Source organism: Streptomyces sp. ADI96-02, from assembly GCF_003846185.1.
In the GTDB taxonomy this organism is placed as follows: domain Bacteria; phylum Actinomycetota; class Actinomycetes; order Streptomycetales; family Streptomycetaceae; genus Streptomyces.
This window is the reverse complement of record NZ_ML123034.1, coordinates 5366698-5385372: the sequence shown is the minus strand read 5'-3', so window position 1 is coordinate 5385372 and position 18675 is coordinate 5366698. Positions and strand designations below refer to the sequence as shown.

The following is an 18675-nucleotide window of genomic DNA, read 5'->3' as shown; positions in this document are numbered from 1 at the left end:
ACACGGGCCACGCGAAGCCGGGGCGCGCGGCGGCCCTCCGGGGAGCCGCATCGGGGCCCGCGCCGGCGCCGGGCGGTCGAACGCCCCTGTTCGAGGGTGTGGAGTACGCCACTTCCGAGGCGGAGGCCACCCGCGACGATCCGGCCGGCCGACCCCTGCGGCGGCACGGGAAACGGGGCCCGTACGGCGTACGCCGACACCGCCCGTGGGCGCAAGAGCGGCGTCGCGCAACGCCGGAACCGGACAGAACCGGGAGCAGTCGGAGCGGCGGCGCTCCTGACAATACCCCTACTGGCCAGTACTGTCGGCGCTCTTGAGCCTCTCCAAGGCGTCGAATTCCGGCCTTTCACACTCCACGACGTGTGGCGCGGCGAACACCGCCTACCAGAATGTCCCGCCCTTCGGCGCGACCCCTGACACCGCTCAAGTTTCGCGTGCGAACCCGCGACGCAGCGTTGACCCTTCACTACCTTGCCGCTAGTTTCGCCTCGTTCACCGGACGGCCGGAATTCCTGTTCCGGGTCCGCGTGACCGCGTGCCTTTCTGCGGCTTTTGCTTGGCCGAAATCCCCCAGCGGCAATGCATCGCACATTCGGAGAAATATGACATCGGCAGAGAACATCCCTGACCTGGTCATCGGATTGACTCCCTTCGGCGAACCCGACGCCCGGCTGGCGGCGGCCGTCACACGCGGCGGCGGACTCGGGGTCCTGGACCTCGGTTCCGGGGACCGCGCGGCCCGTGCGGCGTGGGACGACCTGCGCAGGTGGCTCCCCGGCCGCCACGGGGTCCGTGTCGGGCCGCAGTGCCGATTAGTCCTCGACGACCTCGTCCGCGACGAGGGACTTCCGCACACCGTGGTGCTCGGCGCCGGAGCTCCCTGGCGGGCCGGAGCCCTGCCCCGGGGCGTCCGCGTCCTGGCCGAGGTGACCGGTCCGGACGAGGCCCACGCGGCCCTCGACGCCGGCGTCCACGGCCTCATCGCCCGCGGCAGCGAGTGCGGCGGGCGGATCGGCGAGCTCGGGACGTTCGTCCTGCTCCAGCAACTCCTCGACGCGGTCGGCCCCGACGGCCCGCCGGTGTGGGCCTGCGGAGGCATGGCACCGGGCTCGGCCGCCGCCGCCGTGGTCGGCGGAGCCGCCGGCGTGGTGCTCGACACCCAGCTCGCGCTGCTGGCCGAATCCGCCGTCCCCGCCTCCGTCGCCGCCGTCCTGCGCGGGATGGACGGCTCCGAGACCACCGTCCTGGCCGGTCACCGGTTCCTGCAACGCCGCGCCCCCGGGGCGACGCCCCTGGAGGACTCCCCCGACGGCGAGCGGGTGGCCGCCCTGCTCGGCGGCCGGGACCCGGAGAAGCGGCTGCTGCCCGTGGGCCAGGACGGCTTCCTCGCCGCCCGGTTCGCCGACCGCTTCCGCGACGCCGCGGGCGCCGTCCGCGCCGTCACCGACGCGGTCAGGGCCGCCGTCGAGGGGGACGGCGCCGCGGACATCCTGCGCCCGGACTCGTCCATGAGCCGCGCTCTGGGCACCGCTCTGCCGATCGCCCAGGGCCCCATGACCCGCGTCAGCGACGGTGCGGACTTCGCCCGCGCGGTGGCCGACGGCGGGGCCCTGCCCTTCCTGGCCCTGGCCCTCGCCGGACGCGACCAGGCGCACGCCCTGCTCGCCGAGGCGGGCACGGCGCTGGCCGGCCGCTCGTGGGGCGTGGGCGTGCTCGGCTTCGCGCCCGAGGAGACCCGCACCGCCCAACTGGAGGCCGTGCGCGCCCACCGGCCCACCCATGTGATCATCGCCGGGGGCCGCCCCTCGCAGGCCCGGGCCCTGGAGGACGACGGCATCCGGGCGTTCCTGCACGTGCCCTCGCCCGGCCTGCTGCGCCAGTACCTGGAGCAGGGCGCCCGGCGGTTCGTCTTCGAGGGCGCCGAATGCGGCGGACACGTCGGCCCGCGCAACAGCTTCCCGCTCTGGGAGGCCCAACTGGCCGTCATCGACGCGTGGGCGGACCAGGCCCCGGACGGCGCGGCCGGTGTCGAGGTGTTCCTGGCCGGCGGCGTCCACGACGCGCGCTCGGCGGCCATGGTCGCCGCCCTCGCCGCCCCGCTCGCCGCCCGCGGCTGCGCGGTGGGCGTCCTGATGGGCACCGCCTACCTGTTCACCGAGGAGGCGGTCGCGTGCGGAGCCGTACAGCCCCTCTTCCAGCGGCAGGTGCTCGCCGCCGAGCGGACCGCGCTGCTGCGCACCGCCCCGGGACACGCCACCCGCTGCGTCCCCAGCCCGTTCAGCGACGGCTTCCGCGACCTGGAGGCCGGGCTGCGCGCCGAGGGCGTCCCGGGACGCGAGATCTGGGAGCGGCTGGAACGCCTCAACGTCGGCCGCCTGCGCATCGCCAGCAAGGGCGTCGAGCGCACCGCCGCCGGCGGTCTCGCGGCCGTGGACGAGTCCCGGCAGTACGCCGAGGGGATGTTCATGGCGGGCGAGGTGGCGGTGCTGCGCTCGGCGACCACCACGGTGGCCGAGCTGCACGCCTCCGTCACCGACGGGGCCGCCGACTTCCTCGGCCGCCGCGCCGCCGGCCTCCTCCCCCGCCTCGCGCCCGGAGCGGCCCGTACGGCGGGCGGCGCGGCGAAGGACCGTGCGCCCGAGCCGCTGGACGTGGCGATCGTGGGCATGGCCTGCATGTTCCCGCAGGCGCCCGACCTGGCCTCCTTCTGGGCGCACGTCCTCGACCAGTACGACGCCGTCACCGAAGTGCCGCCGGAGCGCTGGGACCCGGCCGTGCACTACTCCGCCGAGCCGGGGGCGGCCAGCGCCTCCAAGTGGGGCGGGTTCCTGTCCCGGATCCCCTTCGACCCACTGCGCTACGGCATCCCGCCAACCTCTCTGGGCAGCATCGAGCCCGTGCAGCTCCTCGCCCTGGAAGCCTCGCGGCGGGCCCTGGAGGACGCCGGGTACGGGGAGGAGGGCCGGGGCTTCGACCGTACGCGGGCCGGTGTCGTCTTCGGCGCCGAGGCGGGCAGCGACCTCTCCAACGCCGCCACCCTGCGGGCCGTGCTCCCCTCCTACTACGGACACGTCCCCGCCGCCCTGGACGAGCAGTTGCCGCGGCTCACCGAGGACACCTTCCCCGGGATGCTCGCCAACGTCGTCTCCGGACGGGTGGCCAATCGCCTCGACCTGCGGGGCGCGAACTACACCGTCGACGCCGCCTGCGCCTCGTCGCTGGCCGCCGTCGACGTCGCCTGCAAGGAACTGGTGATGGGGACCAGCGATCTGATGCTGTGCGGAGGGGCCGACCTCCACAACGGCATCAACGACTACGCCCTGTTCACCTCCGTGCACGCGCTCTCCCCCACCGGCCGCTCCCGCGCCTTCGACGACACCGCCGACGGCATCGCCCTCGGCGAGGGCGTCGCGTGCGTCGTCCTCAAGCGCCTCGCGGACGCCGAGCGCGACGGGGACCGGGTGTACGGCGTGATCAAGGGGGTCGGCAGTTCCAGCGACGGCCGTTCCCTCGGGCTGACCGCCCCGCGGCCGGAGGGCCAGCGCGCCGCTCTGGAGCGCGCCTACCGCAACGCCGGCGTCTCCCCCGCGCAGGTCTCGCTCGTGGAGGCCCACGGCACCGGGACCGTCGTCGGCGACCGTACCGAACTCGGTGTGCTCACCGAGGTGTTCACCGAGGCGGGCGCGTCCAGCGGGGCGTGCGTCCTCGGTTCGGTGAAGTCGCAGATCGGGCACACCAAGTGCGCCGCCGGACTGGCCGGCCTCATCAAGACCGCGCTCGCGCTGTACACGGGCGTACGCCCGCCCACACTGCACCTGAAGCGGCCCGTCTCGCCCTGGAAGGAGGGCGAGAGCCCGTTCGTCTTCCACCGGGAGGCGCTGCCGTGGCCCGCCGCCCCCGGGCAGCGGCACGCGGGGCTGAGCGCGTTCGGCTTCGGCGGCACCAACTTCCACGTCGTCCTCTCCGCGCACGGCGGCGACGGTCCGCCGCCGGTCCACGCCCGGGACAGCTGGCCCGCCGAGCTGTTCGCCTTCCGGGGCGCCGGGCCCGCGGCGGCCCGCCGCGCCGCCGCCGAACTGCTCGACCTCGCCGCCGCGGCCGGGTCGGGCGCCGCCCCCTGGCGGCTGCGTGATCTGGCCGCCACGGCCTCGCACCGCGCGGGGCGCGCCCAGGGCCCCGTACAGGCCGCCTTCGTCGCGCACGATGTGGCCGAGCTGTGCGTACGGCTCCGGCACACCCTGGACGCACTCGACGCACTCGACGCGCCCGACCCGTCCGGGGCGACCGGCACGGCCGAACCCGGCCTCCAGGCCCCCGGCGCGGGGCCGGCCGGCGGTCCGCCGCACGGGGTGCACCTCGCGGGGCCGGCGGCCGAACCCGGGCTGACCGCCTTCCTGTTCCCGGGGCAGGGCAGCCAGCGCCCGGGGATGTCGGCGCACCTGTTCACCGCGTTCCCCGAACTCGGCCGCCTGCTGGGGGCCGACGGCGACGGCCGGGCGCCCGAGGCGCTCTACCCGCCCGCCGCGTTCGACGACGCCGCGCGGGAGCGTGCCCGGCAGGCCCTGACCGACACCCGGGCCGCCCAGCCCGCCCTGGGGATCGTCGAACTCGCCGCGTACGGCCTGCTCACCCGCTCCGGCGTCCGCCCGGACCTGGCCGCCGGCCACAGCTACGGCGAACTGGTCGCCCTGTGCGCCGCGGGCGTCATCGACCCGGACGCGCTGCCCGGCCTCAGCGCCGCGCGGGCCCGGGCCGTCCTCGGCGCGGCCGGCGACGATCCCGGCGCGATGGCCGCCGTCGCCGCCACCCCCGAGGAGATCGAGCGGGCGCTCGACGGGCAGCCGCCACGGGGGCTCGTCGTCGCCAACCACAACGCTCCCCGGCAGAGCGTCGTCTCCGGCCCGACGGCCTCCGTCGAGGCGGCGCTGAAGCTGCTGCGCGACGCGGGCCACGGCGCGACGCGGCTGCCGGTCGCCTGCGCCTTCCACAGTCCGCTGCTCGCCGAGGCCGGTCCCGCGTTCCGCCGGACTCTGGAGCAGCAGCCGCTGCGCGCACCGGAGTTCCCCGTCTGGGCCAACCGCACCGCCCGCCCCTACAGCCCCGATCCCGACGCCGTACGCGACGAACTCGCGGCCCAGATCGGCTCCCCGGTGCGTTTCGTGGCGCAGATCGAGGCGATGTACGAGGCCGGCGCGCGCACCTTCGTCGAGGTGGGGCCCGGCCGTGTCCTGACCCGCCTCGTCGCCGACATCCTGGGCGAGCGCCCGCACCGCGTCGTCGCCTGCGAGCCGCGGGCCGACAGCGGCCTCCCGGGCTTCCTGGACGCGCTCGCCCGACTCGCCGCCGCCGGAGTGCCGGTGGTGACGGATTGGATGTTCCAAGGCCGCGACGCGATCGACGCCGAGCGGACGCCCGCACCCCGCCTTCCCGGCTGGACCGTGGACGGACACCTCGTCCGCACCGCCTCCGGCGAACCCCTCCCCGGCGCGCTCGCGCCGGCCCGACGAGTCGTGGAGACCCCTGTGACGCATGCCGGCCAGACCCCGGACGGTGCGGCGGACGCCCTCATCGCCGAGTTCCTGCGGACCAGCCGGGACATGGTCTCCGCTCAACGCGACGTGCTGCTCGCCTACTTCGGGGCCGCCCCGGCCGCCGGGCCCCTGGCCGGGCACCCTGCGCCGCCGTACCAGCCGGCGCTGCTGCCGCCGCTCCCGGCGGCGCCCCTTCCCGCCGCACCGGCCGCCCCACCGGCCACCGCCCCCGCCCCGGTGCCCGCCGCCGGCCCCGTCGACGCCCCGGTCCTCACCGAGGAGGGGGTCCTGCGCGCGGTCCTGGAGCTGATCAGCGAGCGCACCGGCTATCCCCTGGACATGGTGGAGCCCGACCTCGACCTGGAGGCCGACCTCAGCGTCGACTCCATCAAGCGGGCCGAGATAGCCGGTGAGCTGGCCCGCCGCCTGGGCGCTGCCGGCGGCTCCTCGCCGGCCTCCCTGGAGGACGCGGAGCTGGAGGAGCTGACCCGCGCCCGGACCGCCTCGGCGATCGCGCACTGGATGGTGGCCCGCGCCCTCGGCGGTTCGGCGGACGCCCCTGCGGCGGCCCCCGAGCCGGTGACCGCGCCGGACGGAGCCCCGGAAGGGCAGGCGGACCTGCTCGTCGCGGCGCCCCGCCGCTTCCGGATGCTGCCCGTGGCCCTGCCCGGACCGGAGCCGGAGCCCGGACCGGGCGGGCTCGCCGGCAAGCGGTACGCGCTGCTCGGCGACGGCGACGGCGCGTTGCGCGGGGTGGCGGCGGAGCTGTCCGCCCGGCTGGTCAGCCTCGGCGCGGAAGCGGCCCTCCTCGCCGCCGACCACCCGCTGAGCGAGGCGGACGGGTCCGTGGACGGCGTCGTCCTCCTCTCCGCCCTCGCGGAGGAGGGCGCGCCGTTCCTCCCGGCCGGCTTCCCGGTCGTACGGGACGCCCTGCGGCGCGGGCCGCGTCGGCTGGTCCTGGCCCGTACGGCGGCCGGGGTCCGGTCCGCCGGGGTGGACGGGCTGATGCGGACCGCCGCCCATGAGTACCCGGACGTGAGCGTGAGCTGTGTCGGCCTGGACCTGGGCGCGGACGCGTCGCCGGCCGGCGCGGCGGAGGTGCTGGCGGCCGAACTCCTGGCCGACGCCGCCCCGCCCGTCGTCCTGCGTACCTCCGCCGGGCGCTTCGCGCCCCGGCTCACCGCCGCGCCGCTCGGCGCGCTCGGCAGCACCGGGGCGGGCCCCGCGGGCGAGGGCGCGGCCGAGGCAGCCGCCCTGGGCCTGGACCGGGACAGCGTGGTGGTCGTCGTCGGCGGGGCTCGCGGGATCACCGCGCACTGCGTGGGCGTTCTCGCGACGGCCTCCCGGTGCCGGATCGAACTCCTCGGCCGCACCCCGGCGCCGGAGGGGCCGGAGGATCCGGAGACCGCCGGCGCGGGCGACCGGGCCGCCCTGCGCGCCGTGCTCGCGGGCACCGGCCGCTACGGCTCCCCCGCCGAGGTGGCCCGCGCCGCCGACCTGGTCCTGGCCCGGCGGGAGATCACGGCGACGCTGGAGGCGCTGCGCGCCGCGGGCAGCCGGGTCGGCTACCGCAGTGTGGACTGCCGGGAGGCGCCCGCCGTGCTCCAGGCGGTCAAGGAGATCCACGCCGAGCACGGCCGTATCGACGGAGTGGTGCACGCCGCCGGGATCATCGAGGACCGGCTGATGGAGGAGAAGACGCCCGCCTCGTTCGGACAGGTCTTCGGCACCAAGACCGAGAGCGCCGCGGCATTGCTCGACGCGGTGGAGCAGTTGCCCGAACTCCCCTCCTTCGCCCTGCTGTTCGGCAGCATCGCGGCCGTACTCGGCAATCGCGGCCAGGCCGACTACGCGGCGGCCAACGACGCCCTGGACCGCCTCGGCTCCGCCTGGGCGGCACGCACCGGGCGACGCGCGCTGACCGTCCACTGGGGCCCGTGGGCCCCGGCCGCGAGCCACACCGGCATGGTCGGCCCGGAGCTGGCCCGCCACTACGCGCAGCGCGGAGTCACCCTCATCGACCCCGAGGAGGGCGCCCTGGCTCTGCTGCGGGAACTCGCCTGGGGCGAGGAGACGGTCAACTCGGTCGTCCACACCGCCTCGGAGCGGTGAGATGTCCCTCTCCGCACACGGGGGCGCGGCCCACGCGCCCGTCGCCATCACCGGCATGGCGGTGATGCTGCCCGGCGCCCCCGACCTGGCGACCTACTGGCACAACCTCGGTTCCGGCGTCGACGTCATCGGCGAGGCGCCCCCGGGCCGGTGGGACCGCGCGTACTACCACCCGGGCAGCGCCTCGGAACCGGCCGCGGCCGACCGGGTGTACTGCCGGCGCGGCGGCTTCGTCGACGACGTCGCCGAGGTCGACGTCACCCGGTTCGGCATCATGCCGAACTCGGTGCCCGGCACCGAGCCGGACCAGCTGATCGCGCTGCACGTCGCCGCGAGCGCCCTCGCGGACGCGGGCGGCGCGGACCGGCTGCCCGACCGCGACCGGGTCGGGATCGTCCTGGGACGCGGCGGCTACCTCACGCCGGGGCTGGCGCGGCTCGACCAGCGCGTCCGCACCGCGCGGCAGCTGGTGCGCACGCTGGGCGACCTCATGCCCGACCTGGACGCGGAGCGGCTGGAGCGGATCCGGACGGCGTTCACCGACCGGCTGGGGCCCGACCGGCCCGAGGACGCCATCGGCCTGGTGCCCAACCTGGCCGCGTCCCGGGTCGCCAACCGGCTCGATCTGCGCGGCCCGGCCTACACGGTCGACGCCGCGTGCGCCTCGTCGCTGCTCGCCGTGGACCAGGCGGTGACCGCGCTCGCCGCCGGCCGCTGCGACGTGATGCTGGCCGGGGGCGTGCACCACTGCCACGACATCACGCTGTGGAGCGTCTTCTCGCAGTTGCGCGCGCTCTCCCCCAGCGAGCGCATCCGGCCCTTCCACCGCGACGCCGACGGCATCCTCATCGGCGAGGGCACCGGCGTGGTGGTCCTCAAGCGCCTCGCCGACGCCGAACGCGACGGCGACCGCGTCTACGCGGTGATCCGGGGCACCGGGGTCAGCAGCGACGGCCGCACCTCGGGTCTGGTCAACCCCGACCCCGCCGGGCAGACCCGGGCGGTCCGGGCGGCGTGGCGGGCCGCCGGCCTCGATCCCGCCGCACCGGGCTCGCTCGGGCTGCTGGAGGCGCACGGCACCGCCACCCCGGCCGGTGACGCCGCCGAACTGGCCACGCTCCGCGAGGTGTTCGGTCCGCGTCGGCCGAACGGCACGGACCCGGCGGACCGGCCGGTGATCGGCTCGGTGAAGTCCATGATCGGGCACGCGATGCCGGCGGCCGGCGTCGCGGGGCTGATCAAGGCGGCCCTCGCCGTCCACCACGCCACCCTGCTGCCCACGCTGCACTGCGAGGACCCGCATCCGGCGCTCGCCGCCACCCGTTTCCGCCCGATCGACCGGGCGGCCCCCTGGGTGAGCGGTCCGGGCGTACCGCGCCGGGCGGCCGTGAACGCGTTCGGCTTCGGCGGCATCAACGCGCACGTCGTACTGGAACAGGCCCCCGCCGCCGCGGGCCGTCCCTCTCCCGCCGTCACGCCCTCCGCCGCGGCGGCCCGCCGGGCCTCGGTCGCGGAGGGCGAACCGGTGCTGCTCCTGAGCGCGGCGACTCCCGAGGCGCTCGGCGTCCTGCTGGACGACCACGCCCAGGGCCCCGGCCCGGACGCCGGGCCCGGCCGGGTCACCGGTGCGGGCCCGGTTCGGCTGGGCATCGTCGGCCCGACGCCCAAGCGGCTCGCGCTGGCCCGCCGCGTCGTCGCCAAGGGCGAGGCGTGGCAGGGGCGCAACGACGTCTGGTTCAGCCCCCGCCCGCTCGTCGGCGGCGGGGCGCCGGGCCGGACCGCGTTCCTCTTCCCGGGGCTGGAAGGGGAGTTCGCGCCGCACGTGGACGACATCGCCGACCACTTCGGGCTGCCCCGGCCACCGTTGGCGGCACCGGGGTCGAGCAGCCGGGAGCAGGGTGTCGGCGACGGCCTCGGCCGGCACGGGCTCGGCGTCGTCGCGGTCGGCCGGCTGCTCGACACGGTCCTGCGCCGCATCGGCGTCGTGCCCGACGCGGTCGCCGGGCACAGCGTCGGCGAGTGGACGGCGATGGCCGTCGGCGGACTGTACGAGGAGTCGGCCGTCGACGCGTTCATGGCGGGTCTCGACCCCGAGACCGTCCGGGGCGCGGACCTGGCGTACGCCGCCGTGGGGGCCCACGCGGAACGGGTGACCCGCGTCCTGGCGGGCGGCGGCCACCCCTCCGTCGTCCTCTCCCACGACAACGCGCCGAACCAGTCGATGGTCTGCGGCCCGCCGGACGCCGTGGAGGCGTTCGGGGCGGTGCTGCGCGCCGAGGGAGTCCTCGTACGCGTCCTGCCGTTCCGGTCCGGTTTCCACACCCCGATGCTCGAACCGTGCCTCGGGCCCTTCCAGGAGGCCGCCGACCGCATGCCGCTGCGCGCCCCGCACGTCCCCGTCTGGTCGGGGACCACGGCCGCGCCCTTCCCTGCGGACGAGGCCGCCGTCCGCGCCCTGTTCGTCCGCCACCTCCTCGAACCGGTCCGCTTCCGGGCCCTGGTCGAGGCGATGTACGAGGCCGGGTTCCGCGCCTTCGTACAGGCCGGGCCGGGGCAGCTCGGCTCTCTCGTCGGCGACACCATGGCCGGACGGGACCACCTGGTCGTCGCCGCCAACTCCCCGCACCGCAGCGGCCTGGCGCAGCTGCGGCGGGTGGCCGTCGCGCTGTGGACGGCCGGGGCGGAGACCGACCCCCGCGTTCTGGACGCGCCCGCCCCGGCCGCCGCGCCCGCGTACTCGGCCCCTCCCGCCCCTGCTCCGACGGCAGCGCGCCGGGTCCGCCTCGACCTGGGCGGCGCGCTGGTGGACCTGCCGCCGGGTCTGGGACCGGTGGCCGCGCCGACCGGCGATCCGGCCGCCGCCCTCGCGCCGGCCGCGTCCGCGTCGCCGGTGGCGGCGGAGCTGTCGGCCCTGCTGCGCGAGACCGCGCAGACGGCCGCGACGCTGATCGCCGCAGCGGGAGCGCCCCGGCCGGGCGGTACGGTACGGCCGCCGAGGCCGCACCGCGCCGGGTTCGCGGCGCGGACGTCCGCGCCGGCCGGGCCCGCGCCGACCGTGGCGGCCTCTTCCGCCGCGCCTCTCCCGGCCGCCCCCGCCGCGCTCCTCACCGACGTCCGGCACGAGACCGTACGGGTCGGCGCGGACCGGATGCCGTACCTGCTCGACCACTGCTTCTTCCCGCAGCGCGCCGACTGGCCCGATGTGGCCGACCGGTGGCCGGTGGTGCCCGCCACCACCATCGTGGCGCATCTGATGGCGGCTGCCGAGCGCGCCGTACCCGGGAGCGTGGCCGTGGCGGTGCACGACGCGTGCTTCGACCGGTGGGTCACGGCCGCCGAGCCCGTGGACGTGCCCGTCACGGTCGCACCGCGGGGGCCGGACCAGGTCGCGGTGTCGTTCGGGCCGCACGCCCGGGGGGTGGTGGAGCTGGCGGCCCGGCACCCGCGGGCCCCCGCCGCGCCGGAACCTCCCGATCCCCGCTCCGAACGGGTGCCCGAGCACACCGCCGAGCAGGTCTACCGCGAGCGGTGGATGTTCCACGGCCCGGCCTACCAGGGCATGACCCGGCTGTCCGCGATCGGCGACCGGCACGTGCGCGCCACGCTGACCACCCCGCCCGCGCCGGGCGCCCTGCTGGACAACGTGGGGCAGGTGCTCGGCTACTGGATCATGGCGACGCACACCGAGCGGACCGTGGTCTTCCCGGTGCGGATGCGGCACATGCGCTTCTTCGGACCGCATCCGGCCGCCGGGACACCCGTGGAGTGCTCGATCCGGATCGTGTCCCTCACGGACACGGTGCTGGAGGCGGAGGCGGTGCTCACCGTCTCCGGCCGGGTGTGGGCCCAGCTCACGGGCTGGCAGGACCGCCGCTTCGACAACGACCCGCACACCCGGCCCGTCGAGCGGTTCCCGGAGCGCAACACCCTCTCCACCCACCGGCCCGGCGGCTGGTCGCTGGTGTTCGAGCGCTGGCCCGACCTCGCCTCGCGGGAGCTGATCATGCGCAACGCGCTGAGCGACCCGGAGCGCACGGCGTACGCCGAACGGCCGCCGCGTGGCCGCCGCCAGTGGCTGCTCGGCCGGATCGCGGCCAAGGACGCCGTACGCCGTCTGCTGTGGGCGGAAGGGGAGGGCCCGCTCTTCCCCGCCGAACTCCTCGTCGGCAACGACGCGGCGGGCCGGCCCCACGTCACCGGGCGCCACAGCCGGGAGTTCGTTCCGCCGGCGGTGTCGGTGGCCCATCGCGCCGAGGCCGGTGTCGCCATCGCCCTGCGCCGAGGGCCGGACGGCGGGGAGGACGGCTTCCGCGGGCCGGGCATCGACATCGAGGAGATCGCCGAGCCCGAGGAGGCCACCGTCACCACCGCGCTCTCAGCGGCCGAAGGGGAGCTGCTGGCGGCCCGGCAGGCGGGCGGAGAGCCGCGAGCCCTGTGGTTCACCCGCTTCTGGGCGGCGAAGGAGGCCGCCGCCAAGGCCGAGGGGACCGGATTCGGCGGCCGGCCGCGCGACTTCGCGGTGACCCGCGCGGAACCGGACCGGCTGACGGTCACCGTACGGCGGCCGGGAGCACCCGCCCGTACGTACCGGGTGAGCTGCGAACAGGTCGCCAATCCCCCCGGGCTGCCCCCACGCGCGTACATCGTGGCCTGGACCACCGGCCCGGACCCGGAACAGCCGGGACCGGGCGCCATCCATGACGAGAGGGACCAGACGTGACCACCCCCCACCCCACCGGCTCCGTGCGGGCCGACGAGGCGGCGGTCCTCGCCGATCTGACCGCCATGATCGAACAGGTGCTGGAGGACTACGGCCTCGACGACACCGAGATCACGATGGAGACCCGCTTCGGCCGCGACCTCGAACTGGAGAGCATCGACCTGGTGACGCTCGCGGGTCTGCTGGAGGAGCGCTACGGCCGACTGGTCAACTTCGCCGAGTTCGTGTCCTCCATGGAGCTGGACGAGATCATCGAACTCAGCGTGGGCCGGCTCGTCGAGCACGTCTGCCTGTGCCTCAAGGCAGCGGGGCGGGTCTGAGCCATGGCGATCATCGACACCGGCGACGTCCGGCTGCACGTCCAACGCCTGGCTCCCTCACCCGCCGCCGGCCCCGGAGCGGCGGCGGGCGCCACCGTCGTCCTGCTCCACGGCCTGCTCACCGACAGCCTGGCCAGCTACTACTTCACCGTCGCCCCGGCCTTCGCGGCGGCCGGTCTGGACGTGGTCATGTACGACCACCGGGGCCACGGCCGCAGCGGGCGGCCGGACCGCGGCTACACGCTCGGGGCGTTCACCGACGACCTGGACGCGCTCCTGGACCGGCTCGACGTCGGCGGCCCGGTGCACCTGGTGGGCAACTCCTACGGCGGGACGGTCGCTTTCGACTACGCGCTGCGCCGGCCGGAACGGGTGGCCGGCATGGTGGTGATCGAGTCGGAACCGGCCACTGGCGCCTGGGCGGCCAAGCTCGCCGGGCTGCTGGGGCGGGTCCGCCACGAGATGAGCGTGAACGAGGACGCCGCCCTCGACTGGATAGCCGCCCACCACGGCGGCCACACCGCCCGGTTGGCGAAGTCCGCCGCGCAGCTCGTCCGCGACACCACGATCGCCCGGGACATCCCGGCGAGCGCGGTGATGGGCGACGACGACGTCCGCGCGATCGACTGCCCGGTCCTCGCCCTCTACGGGGCCGACTCCGACCTGGCCGCGCAGGCGCCCCGCATGCGGTCGCTGCTGCCGCACTGCACGACCGAACTGCTGCCGGGCCACCAGCACTCGGTCCTGGTGGAGGCTCCCGGGCGGGTGCGCGATCTCGTCCTGGACTGGGTCGGCCGGCACTCCCGTCCGGCCGTGGCGGACCGGGTGGGCGTCCGGTGAGCCGCTTCCTGTTCGTGGTGCCGCCGCTGGTCGGACACATCAACCCGGCCGTCGGCGTGGCTGCCGTGCTCGCCTCCCGCGGCCACCGGGTGGCGTGGGCGGGCGAGCCCGCGCTCATCCGCCGTCTCGCCGGGCCGGACGCCGTCGTCCACCCGTGTCCGCCGCCCGGATCGGAGCTGGGCTGGGAGGAGGGGCCGGTCGCCGGACGGCCCCCGGACGTGCGCGGGCCGGAGGCGCTGCGCTTCCTGTGGGAGAGGTTCCTCGTGCCGCTGGCCGAGGCGATGGCCCCGGGCGTGCGGCAGGCGGTCGCCGCATTCCGGCCGGACGTGGTCGTCGCCGACCAGCAGGCGATGGCCGGGGCACTCGTCGCCGAGGATCTCGGGCTGCCGTGGGCCACGTCGGCGACGACCTCGGCCGAGTTCGCGGACGTCCTGGCCACCATGCCCCGGGTCGCCGCCTGGAACGAGGCGCTGCTGCGCGATCTGCGCGCCCGGATCGGTGATCCGGCGGGAAGCGGCGACCCGCGCTTCTCCCCGCACCTGGTGCTCGCGTTCACCACACCGGAGCTGGCGGGTCCGGCCGCGCGGGGCGGCGACCGGGTGCGCTGGGTCGGGCCGTCGCTGACCGCCCGTCCCTTCCCCGCCGCGTTCCCCTGGGACCGGCTCGATCCCGGGCGCAGGCTGGTCCTGGTCACCCTGGGCACCGCCAACACGGACGTGGGGGCGCGCTTCCTCGGCCGGGCGGCCGAGGCGCTGCGGGCCCGTGCCGACCGGGTGCAGGCCGTCATCGTCGACCCGGAGGGCACGCTCGCCGGTTCCGCGCCCGGCGGCCCGGACCGGGAGCGGGACGTCATCGCCCTGCCCGCGATCCCCCAGCTGGAACTGCTCGAACGGGCCGACGCCGTCGTCTGCCACGCCGGGCACAACACCGTGTGCGAGGCGCTGTGGCACGGCGTCCCGCTGGTGGTCGCGCCCATCCGCGACGACCAGCCGGTGGTCGCGGCGCAGGTGGCCGACGCCGGTGCGGGCGTGCGGATCCGCTTCGGCCGGTCCGGCGCGGACGCGATCGGCGCGGCCGTCGACACCGTCCTCGACGAACCCCACCCGCGGGCGGCGGCCCGCACGATCGCGCGGGCCTTCCGCGACGCCGGCGGCGCCCCGGCCGCCGCCCGGCACCTGGAACGGCTGGCCGACGGCCGGATGGAGGACAAGTGAACGCCGTATCCCGCGAGGACCGTACGCTCCGGGTGGCCGCGCTGCGCGCCGCCTACCGGGAGGAACTGGCCGAGGGAACCGACGCCTTCTTCGCACCGCGCGCCCGTGCGTGCCCCTGGTGCGGCTCGAACCGGCTCACCGGGCGTCTGCACACCGCGGACCTGTTGCAGCACAAGCCGGGCGCCTTCGAGCTGGACCGCTGCGACGCCTGCGGGCACGTCTTCCAGAACCCGCGGCTGAACGAGCGCGGACTCGCCTTCTACTACCGGGACTTCTACGACGGCCTCGGCGAGGAGAAGCTCGGCGGCGTGTTCGACGGGCGTGCCGCGGCCTACCGTTCCCGGGCGGAGTCCGTACGGCCGCACCTGGGCGGCGCCGCCGAGTGGCTGGACGTCGGCACCGGCCACGGCCACTTCTGCGAGACGGCCCGCGCGGTGCTCCCGGCGGTGGCCTTCGACGGGATCGACCGCACCGACGGCGCCGATCTCGCCGAGCGGGCCGGCCGGGTGCGCCGGGGCCACCGGGGTTCGCTGCCCGAACTGGCCGCGCGGCAGCCCGGCTCGTACGACGTGGTGAGCATGTTCCATTGCCTGGAGCACTGCACCTCCCCGCAGCGCGAGTTGGAGGCCGCACACGCGGTGCTGCGTCCGGGCGGTCTGCTGGTGATCGACGTGCCGGATCCGGAGAGCCGTTTCGCCCGGCTGTTGGGCCGCTGGTGGCTGCCGTGGCTCCAGCCGCAGCACCTGCACCTGGTCCCGGCGGGCAACCTGCGCCGGCGGCTGGCCGAGTGCGGCTTCACCGTCCTGGCCGAGGAGCACGCCGAGGCGCACGATCCGGTCGACCTGCTGGCCGCGGTGTGGTCGGCCCTGAACGCGGTCGCGCCGCGGGAGGACCTGCCGTGGCTGGACGCGCCGCCGGGGGCCGGACGGCGGGCGCTGCGCACCGCTGTGATGATCGCCGGGGTGCCGCTGCTGCTGGCGGCGGCCGTGCTGGACCGGGTGGTCGTGAGGCCGTTCGCCGGACCGCTGCGGCTGGCGAACGCGTACCGCCTGGTAGCCCGGCGCGATGCGGACGGCGGGCCGCCGACGCCCGGCTGACAGGACCCGTCGCGGGGCCGTCGGACGGTCACCGCGAACGGCAGCGCCTCCCGGGCCCTGTACGGGCCGGGAGGCGCTGGCCACCGTCCTGAGGACGGAGGCGGAACCGGTCGCGGAACCGGTCGCCGACCGGGTCGCGCTCACACCGGCGGGGTGGTGGCCGGTGGGGCGGTCGGGCTCGGCATGGGGCGGCCGGCACTCACTGGTCGTGGAAGTCTCCGTAGGGCGTCCACCACTTCTGGTTCACACCGCCCCAGCAGTCGTAGAGCTGGAGATCCGAGTAGCCGCTCTGGCTGCTCCCGCCCGCGACCTCCAGGCAGCGGCCGGAGACGGGGTTGTAGACCTGGCCGTAGCGGCCGAGGACCCATTTCTGGTTCTGTCCGCCGTTGCAGGTCCACAGGTTCACGTCGGTGCCGTTCGCGGTGCCGGCGCCCTCGGCGTCCAGGCAGAGGCCGTTCGCCCTCAGCGTGTTGTCCGGTCCTACCGTCCATCGCTGCGCGGACGACGTGTTGCAGGTGTAGATCTGGGCGTCGGCGGGAGACGTCTGCTGGTTGTTGTTGACGTCCAGGCAGAGGTTCCCCTGCTTGTCGCGGTTCCTCAGCGTCGTGGTGACGGGCCCGTTCGGGGTGAGGGTGGCGCTCACCTTGCTCACGGACGAGGTCGTGGAGGTTCCGCGGTTGCTGCTGACGATCTGAAGGCCCCGGAAGGAGAAGTTGGACTTCGGCAGGTTGCCGGGGTTGAGGTAGCGCGCGTACTGGTCGAACAGGGCGCTGATGTTGTCGCTGACCAGCCCGTTCTGTCCTTCGCCCAGCATGCCCGTCGGGCTCTTCACCATGACGCGGCAGCCGTACCCGGCCTGGCACGACTTGCCGTCGGGGTTCAGCGTGTTCCACACCAGGTCTCCGGCGACCGGGCCCGTGAAGGCGTTCTGGGCGTCGTAGTGGACGACCGAGATCAGGGCCGTTTCACGGTTCTTGAGATCGTCGAAGATGAAGTCGGTGGTGAGGATCGCCCGCTTCTCCGGGCAGGTGAAAGACCCTGACTGGCGGACCGACGCGTTGTAGGAGACGTTCACGTTCCCGTCGCCCAGCGTCAGCTTCTTGCGGTCGGAGCCCCATCGCAACTGGGAGTTCTGGTACGTGTAGCTCACGTTGGTCTCACGCAGCGGGCCGCAGTCGCTGTTGGCCGCGCTGTTCGTCATGTTCACCGTCTTGGACCCGGTCTGCGCCGAGAACGAGAAGCCCGGAGTCCTGCCCCAGTCGGCGGTGTTCCACCCCAGGGTGCCCATGTCCCACGTCGGAGACTTCTCCGGCTGGTTCACGCTGCGCTGGAACTCCTTGTCCGCGGCGAAGGGGCCGCAGCCGGAGGTGTTGACGCGCGTGGGATCACTCTTGTTCGGGTCGTCGTCGACGATGCGGCCCCAGCAGTTGTGCGAGGGGCCGGGGTCGTACAGCAGGTCGTAGGATCCCGCGCTCGCGGAGGCCGGCGGGCTGACCGGCGACAGAACGGGCCACAGCAGGGACGCGGCGCCGACGAGGGCGAGGGCCGTCCTTCTGCGTGGGGTGAGCATGAACTTCATGGAGCACTCCGGCGGTTGGAGAAATCCCGGTGACGAGCACGCTGAGGAGGTGGCGGAGAACCGGACGGCAGAGCGCCGCCTTGCGAGGCTTATTGAGCTGCGCGTGACAAGCGATGTCAAGGCATGGCAAGCGCTGGAAGATCGTTGCCCCGGCGCGGTGCGGCTTCGGCAGGCGGGGCCGCGTAAGCGGACCGCGCCCCCGCCGCGTCACGGAGGAACCCCGGCTCGTCACGGATGACCGCGCAAAGTGACTGAACCCGCGCATACCGCAGGGACGGAATCCCCGATCGATCCGATGCGGCTGCCCGAAAGGGCACGTCGGCCTCGCCGTCGACGTCGGCCCGAAACGGAAAGGGCGGGGAAGGCGGCGGCAGGGCGCCCGCGCGGCCCCGCCGCGTGGGGCGGACATCGCTCATGCCCCGTGCTCGTTCGTCCCGCGCTCGGCGCGGACCCCCGCGGCGCGACGGTACGGGCCGCCCGACGGTCCCGTCCGCGCGTCGACGCGTCCTGTGTCAGCGGTTCGGCTGCCCTGCCGCCTCCGGTGTGTCCTCCGCCTTCCTCCCCTTCGTCGCCGCCTCCGCCAGCACGTCGGCCAGGCCCTCCGTGGTCAGCACCATGCTGACCGCGGCCGAGCTGTTGAGGCACAGGCTGTGGTCGGCCGGGATACGGGTGAGCAGGTCCACGACCGGGAGGGTCACGGAGCCCAGTTGTCCGAGGCCCTGGAGGTAGCGGGGCGAGGTGTAGGCGGGGACCACGGCCGTCCCGTCGGGGGCGGACATGCTCACCGGGTCGCCGCTCGCCGTGACCGGGACCGCGACCTCGGCGCGGGCCAGGGCGGCGGTGACATCCTCGGCCGGCCCGTAGCCGGTGGTGGCGAGCTGGATGGCGCGGTCCACGTCGTCGGCGGGTTCGGGCCAGCCCATGGCCTCCGGCGACGGGCGGTACTCCTCGTTGTCCTCCCACTCGACGATCTCGCCCGCCGCGTCGGAGCGCCACCGCCCGACCACCGCCCAGTCCGGTGGCGCGCCCTCCCCCGGCCAGGCGGGGTCGGTGAGGTGGAGCCAGTGGCCGGGCGCCAGCCGGGCGGCCTGGACGAATTCCTCCGGCGGTGGGGGGTCCAGGAGGGAGGCGGGGGTCTCGACGCGGGACTCAGTCATCGTGTCCTCGTTCACTGGGGGACGTGGGGTCGGGGCAGAGGGTGTGCCTGATGCGGTAGCCGGGGCTGCGGTGGGCCGGGCAGGGGGGCCCGGGGCCCCTACACC

8 protein-coding genes are annotated in these 18675 nt (G+C 75.6%); 6 read left to right on the top strand and 2 right to left on the bottom strand.

Going from position 1 to position 18675, the window contains the following annotated elements; translation table 11 throughout:
• Nucleotides 1-602 precede the first annotated feature (602 nt).
• From EES43_RS23580 to EES43_RS23555, 6 genes are read left to right on the top strand one after another with little or no spacing between them, the layout of a single operon-like run.
• The gene (locus EES43_RS23580) at nucleotides 603-7643 is read left to right on the top strand and encodes a type I polyketide synthase (protein WP_124270569.1); all 7041 of its coding nucleotides are present in this window, start codon (nucleotides 603-605) and stop codon (nucleotides 7641-7643) included.
• A 1-nt stretch (nucleotide 7644) separates the two neighbouring features.
• Complete coding sequence (locus EES43_RS23575) at nucleotides 7645-12363, top strand: type I polyketide synthase (protein WP_124270568.1); 4719 nt, start codon at nucleotides 7645-7647, stop codon at nucleotides 12361-12363.
• The gene (locus EES43_RS23570) at nucleotides 12360-12683 is read left to right on the top strand and encodes an acyl carrier protein (RefSeq protein ID WP_124270567.1); all 324 of its coding nucleotides are present in this window, start codon (nucleotides 12360-12362) and stop codon (nucleotides 12681-12683) included. The genes EES43_RS23575 and EES43_RS23570 overlap by 4 nt, the downstream gene beginning before the upstream one ends.
• 3 nt (nucleotides 12684-12686) lie before the next feature.
• Nucleotides 12687-13523, top strand: coding sequence for an alpha/beta fold hydrolase (locus EES43_RS23565; RefSeq protein ID WP_124270566.1), 837 nt, complete (start codon nucleotides 12687-12689; stop codon nucleotides 13521-13523).
• Entirely contained in the window at nucleotides 13520-14737 is a 1218-nt protein-coding gene (locus tag EES43_RS23560) for a glycosyltransferase (protein WP_124270565.1), read from the top strand. Before EES43_RS23565 ends, EES43_RS23560 begins: the two co-directional genes overlap by 4 nt.
• A complete protein-coding gene (locus EES43_RS23555; protein ID WP_241192511.1) occupies nucleotides 14734-15834 on the top strand; it encodes a class I SAM-dependent methyltransferase in 1101 nt (366 codons plus the stop codon). The genes EES43_RS23560 and EES43_RS23555 overlap by 4 nt, the downstream gene beginning before the upstream one ends.
• Before the next feature lie 199 nt (nucleotides 15835-16033).
• Here EES43_RS23555 and EES43_RS23550 read toward each other — a convergent pair whose 3' ends face one another.
• Together EES43_RS23550 and EES43_RS23545 are read right to left on the bottom strand one after the other, a co-directional pair.
• Nucleotides 16034-17413 (bottom strand): RICIN domain-containing protein, encoded by a 1380-nt coding sequence (locus EES43_RS23550; RefSeq protein ID WP_124270564.1) that lies wholly within the window; start codon nucleotides 17411-17413, stop codon nucleotides 16034-16036.
• Nucleotides 17414-17925: 512 nt separating this feature from the next.
• Nucleotides 17926-18570 carry a type VII secretion system-associated protein gene (locus EES43_RS23545; RefSeq protein WP_124270563.1) on the bottom strand — a complete coding sequence of 215 codons (645 nt, stop codon included), beginning with the start codon at nucleotides 18568-18570 and terminating at the stop codon, nucleotides 17926-17928.
• Nucleotides 18571-18675 lie beyond the last annotated feature (105 nt).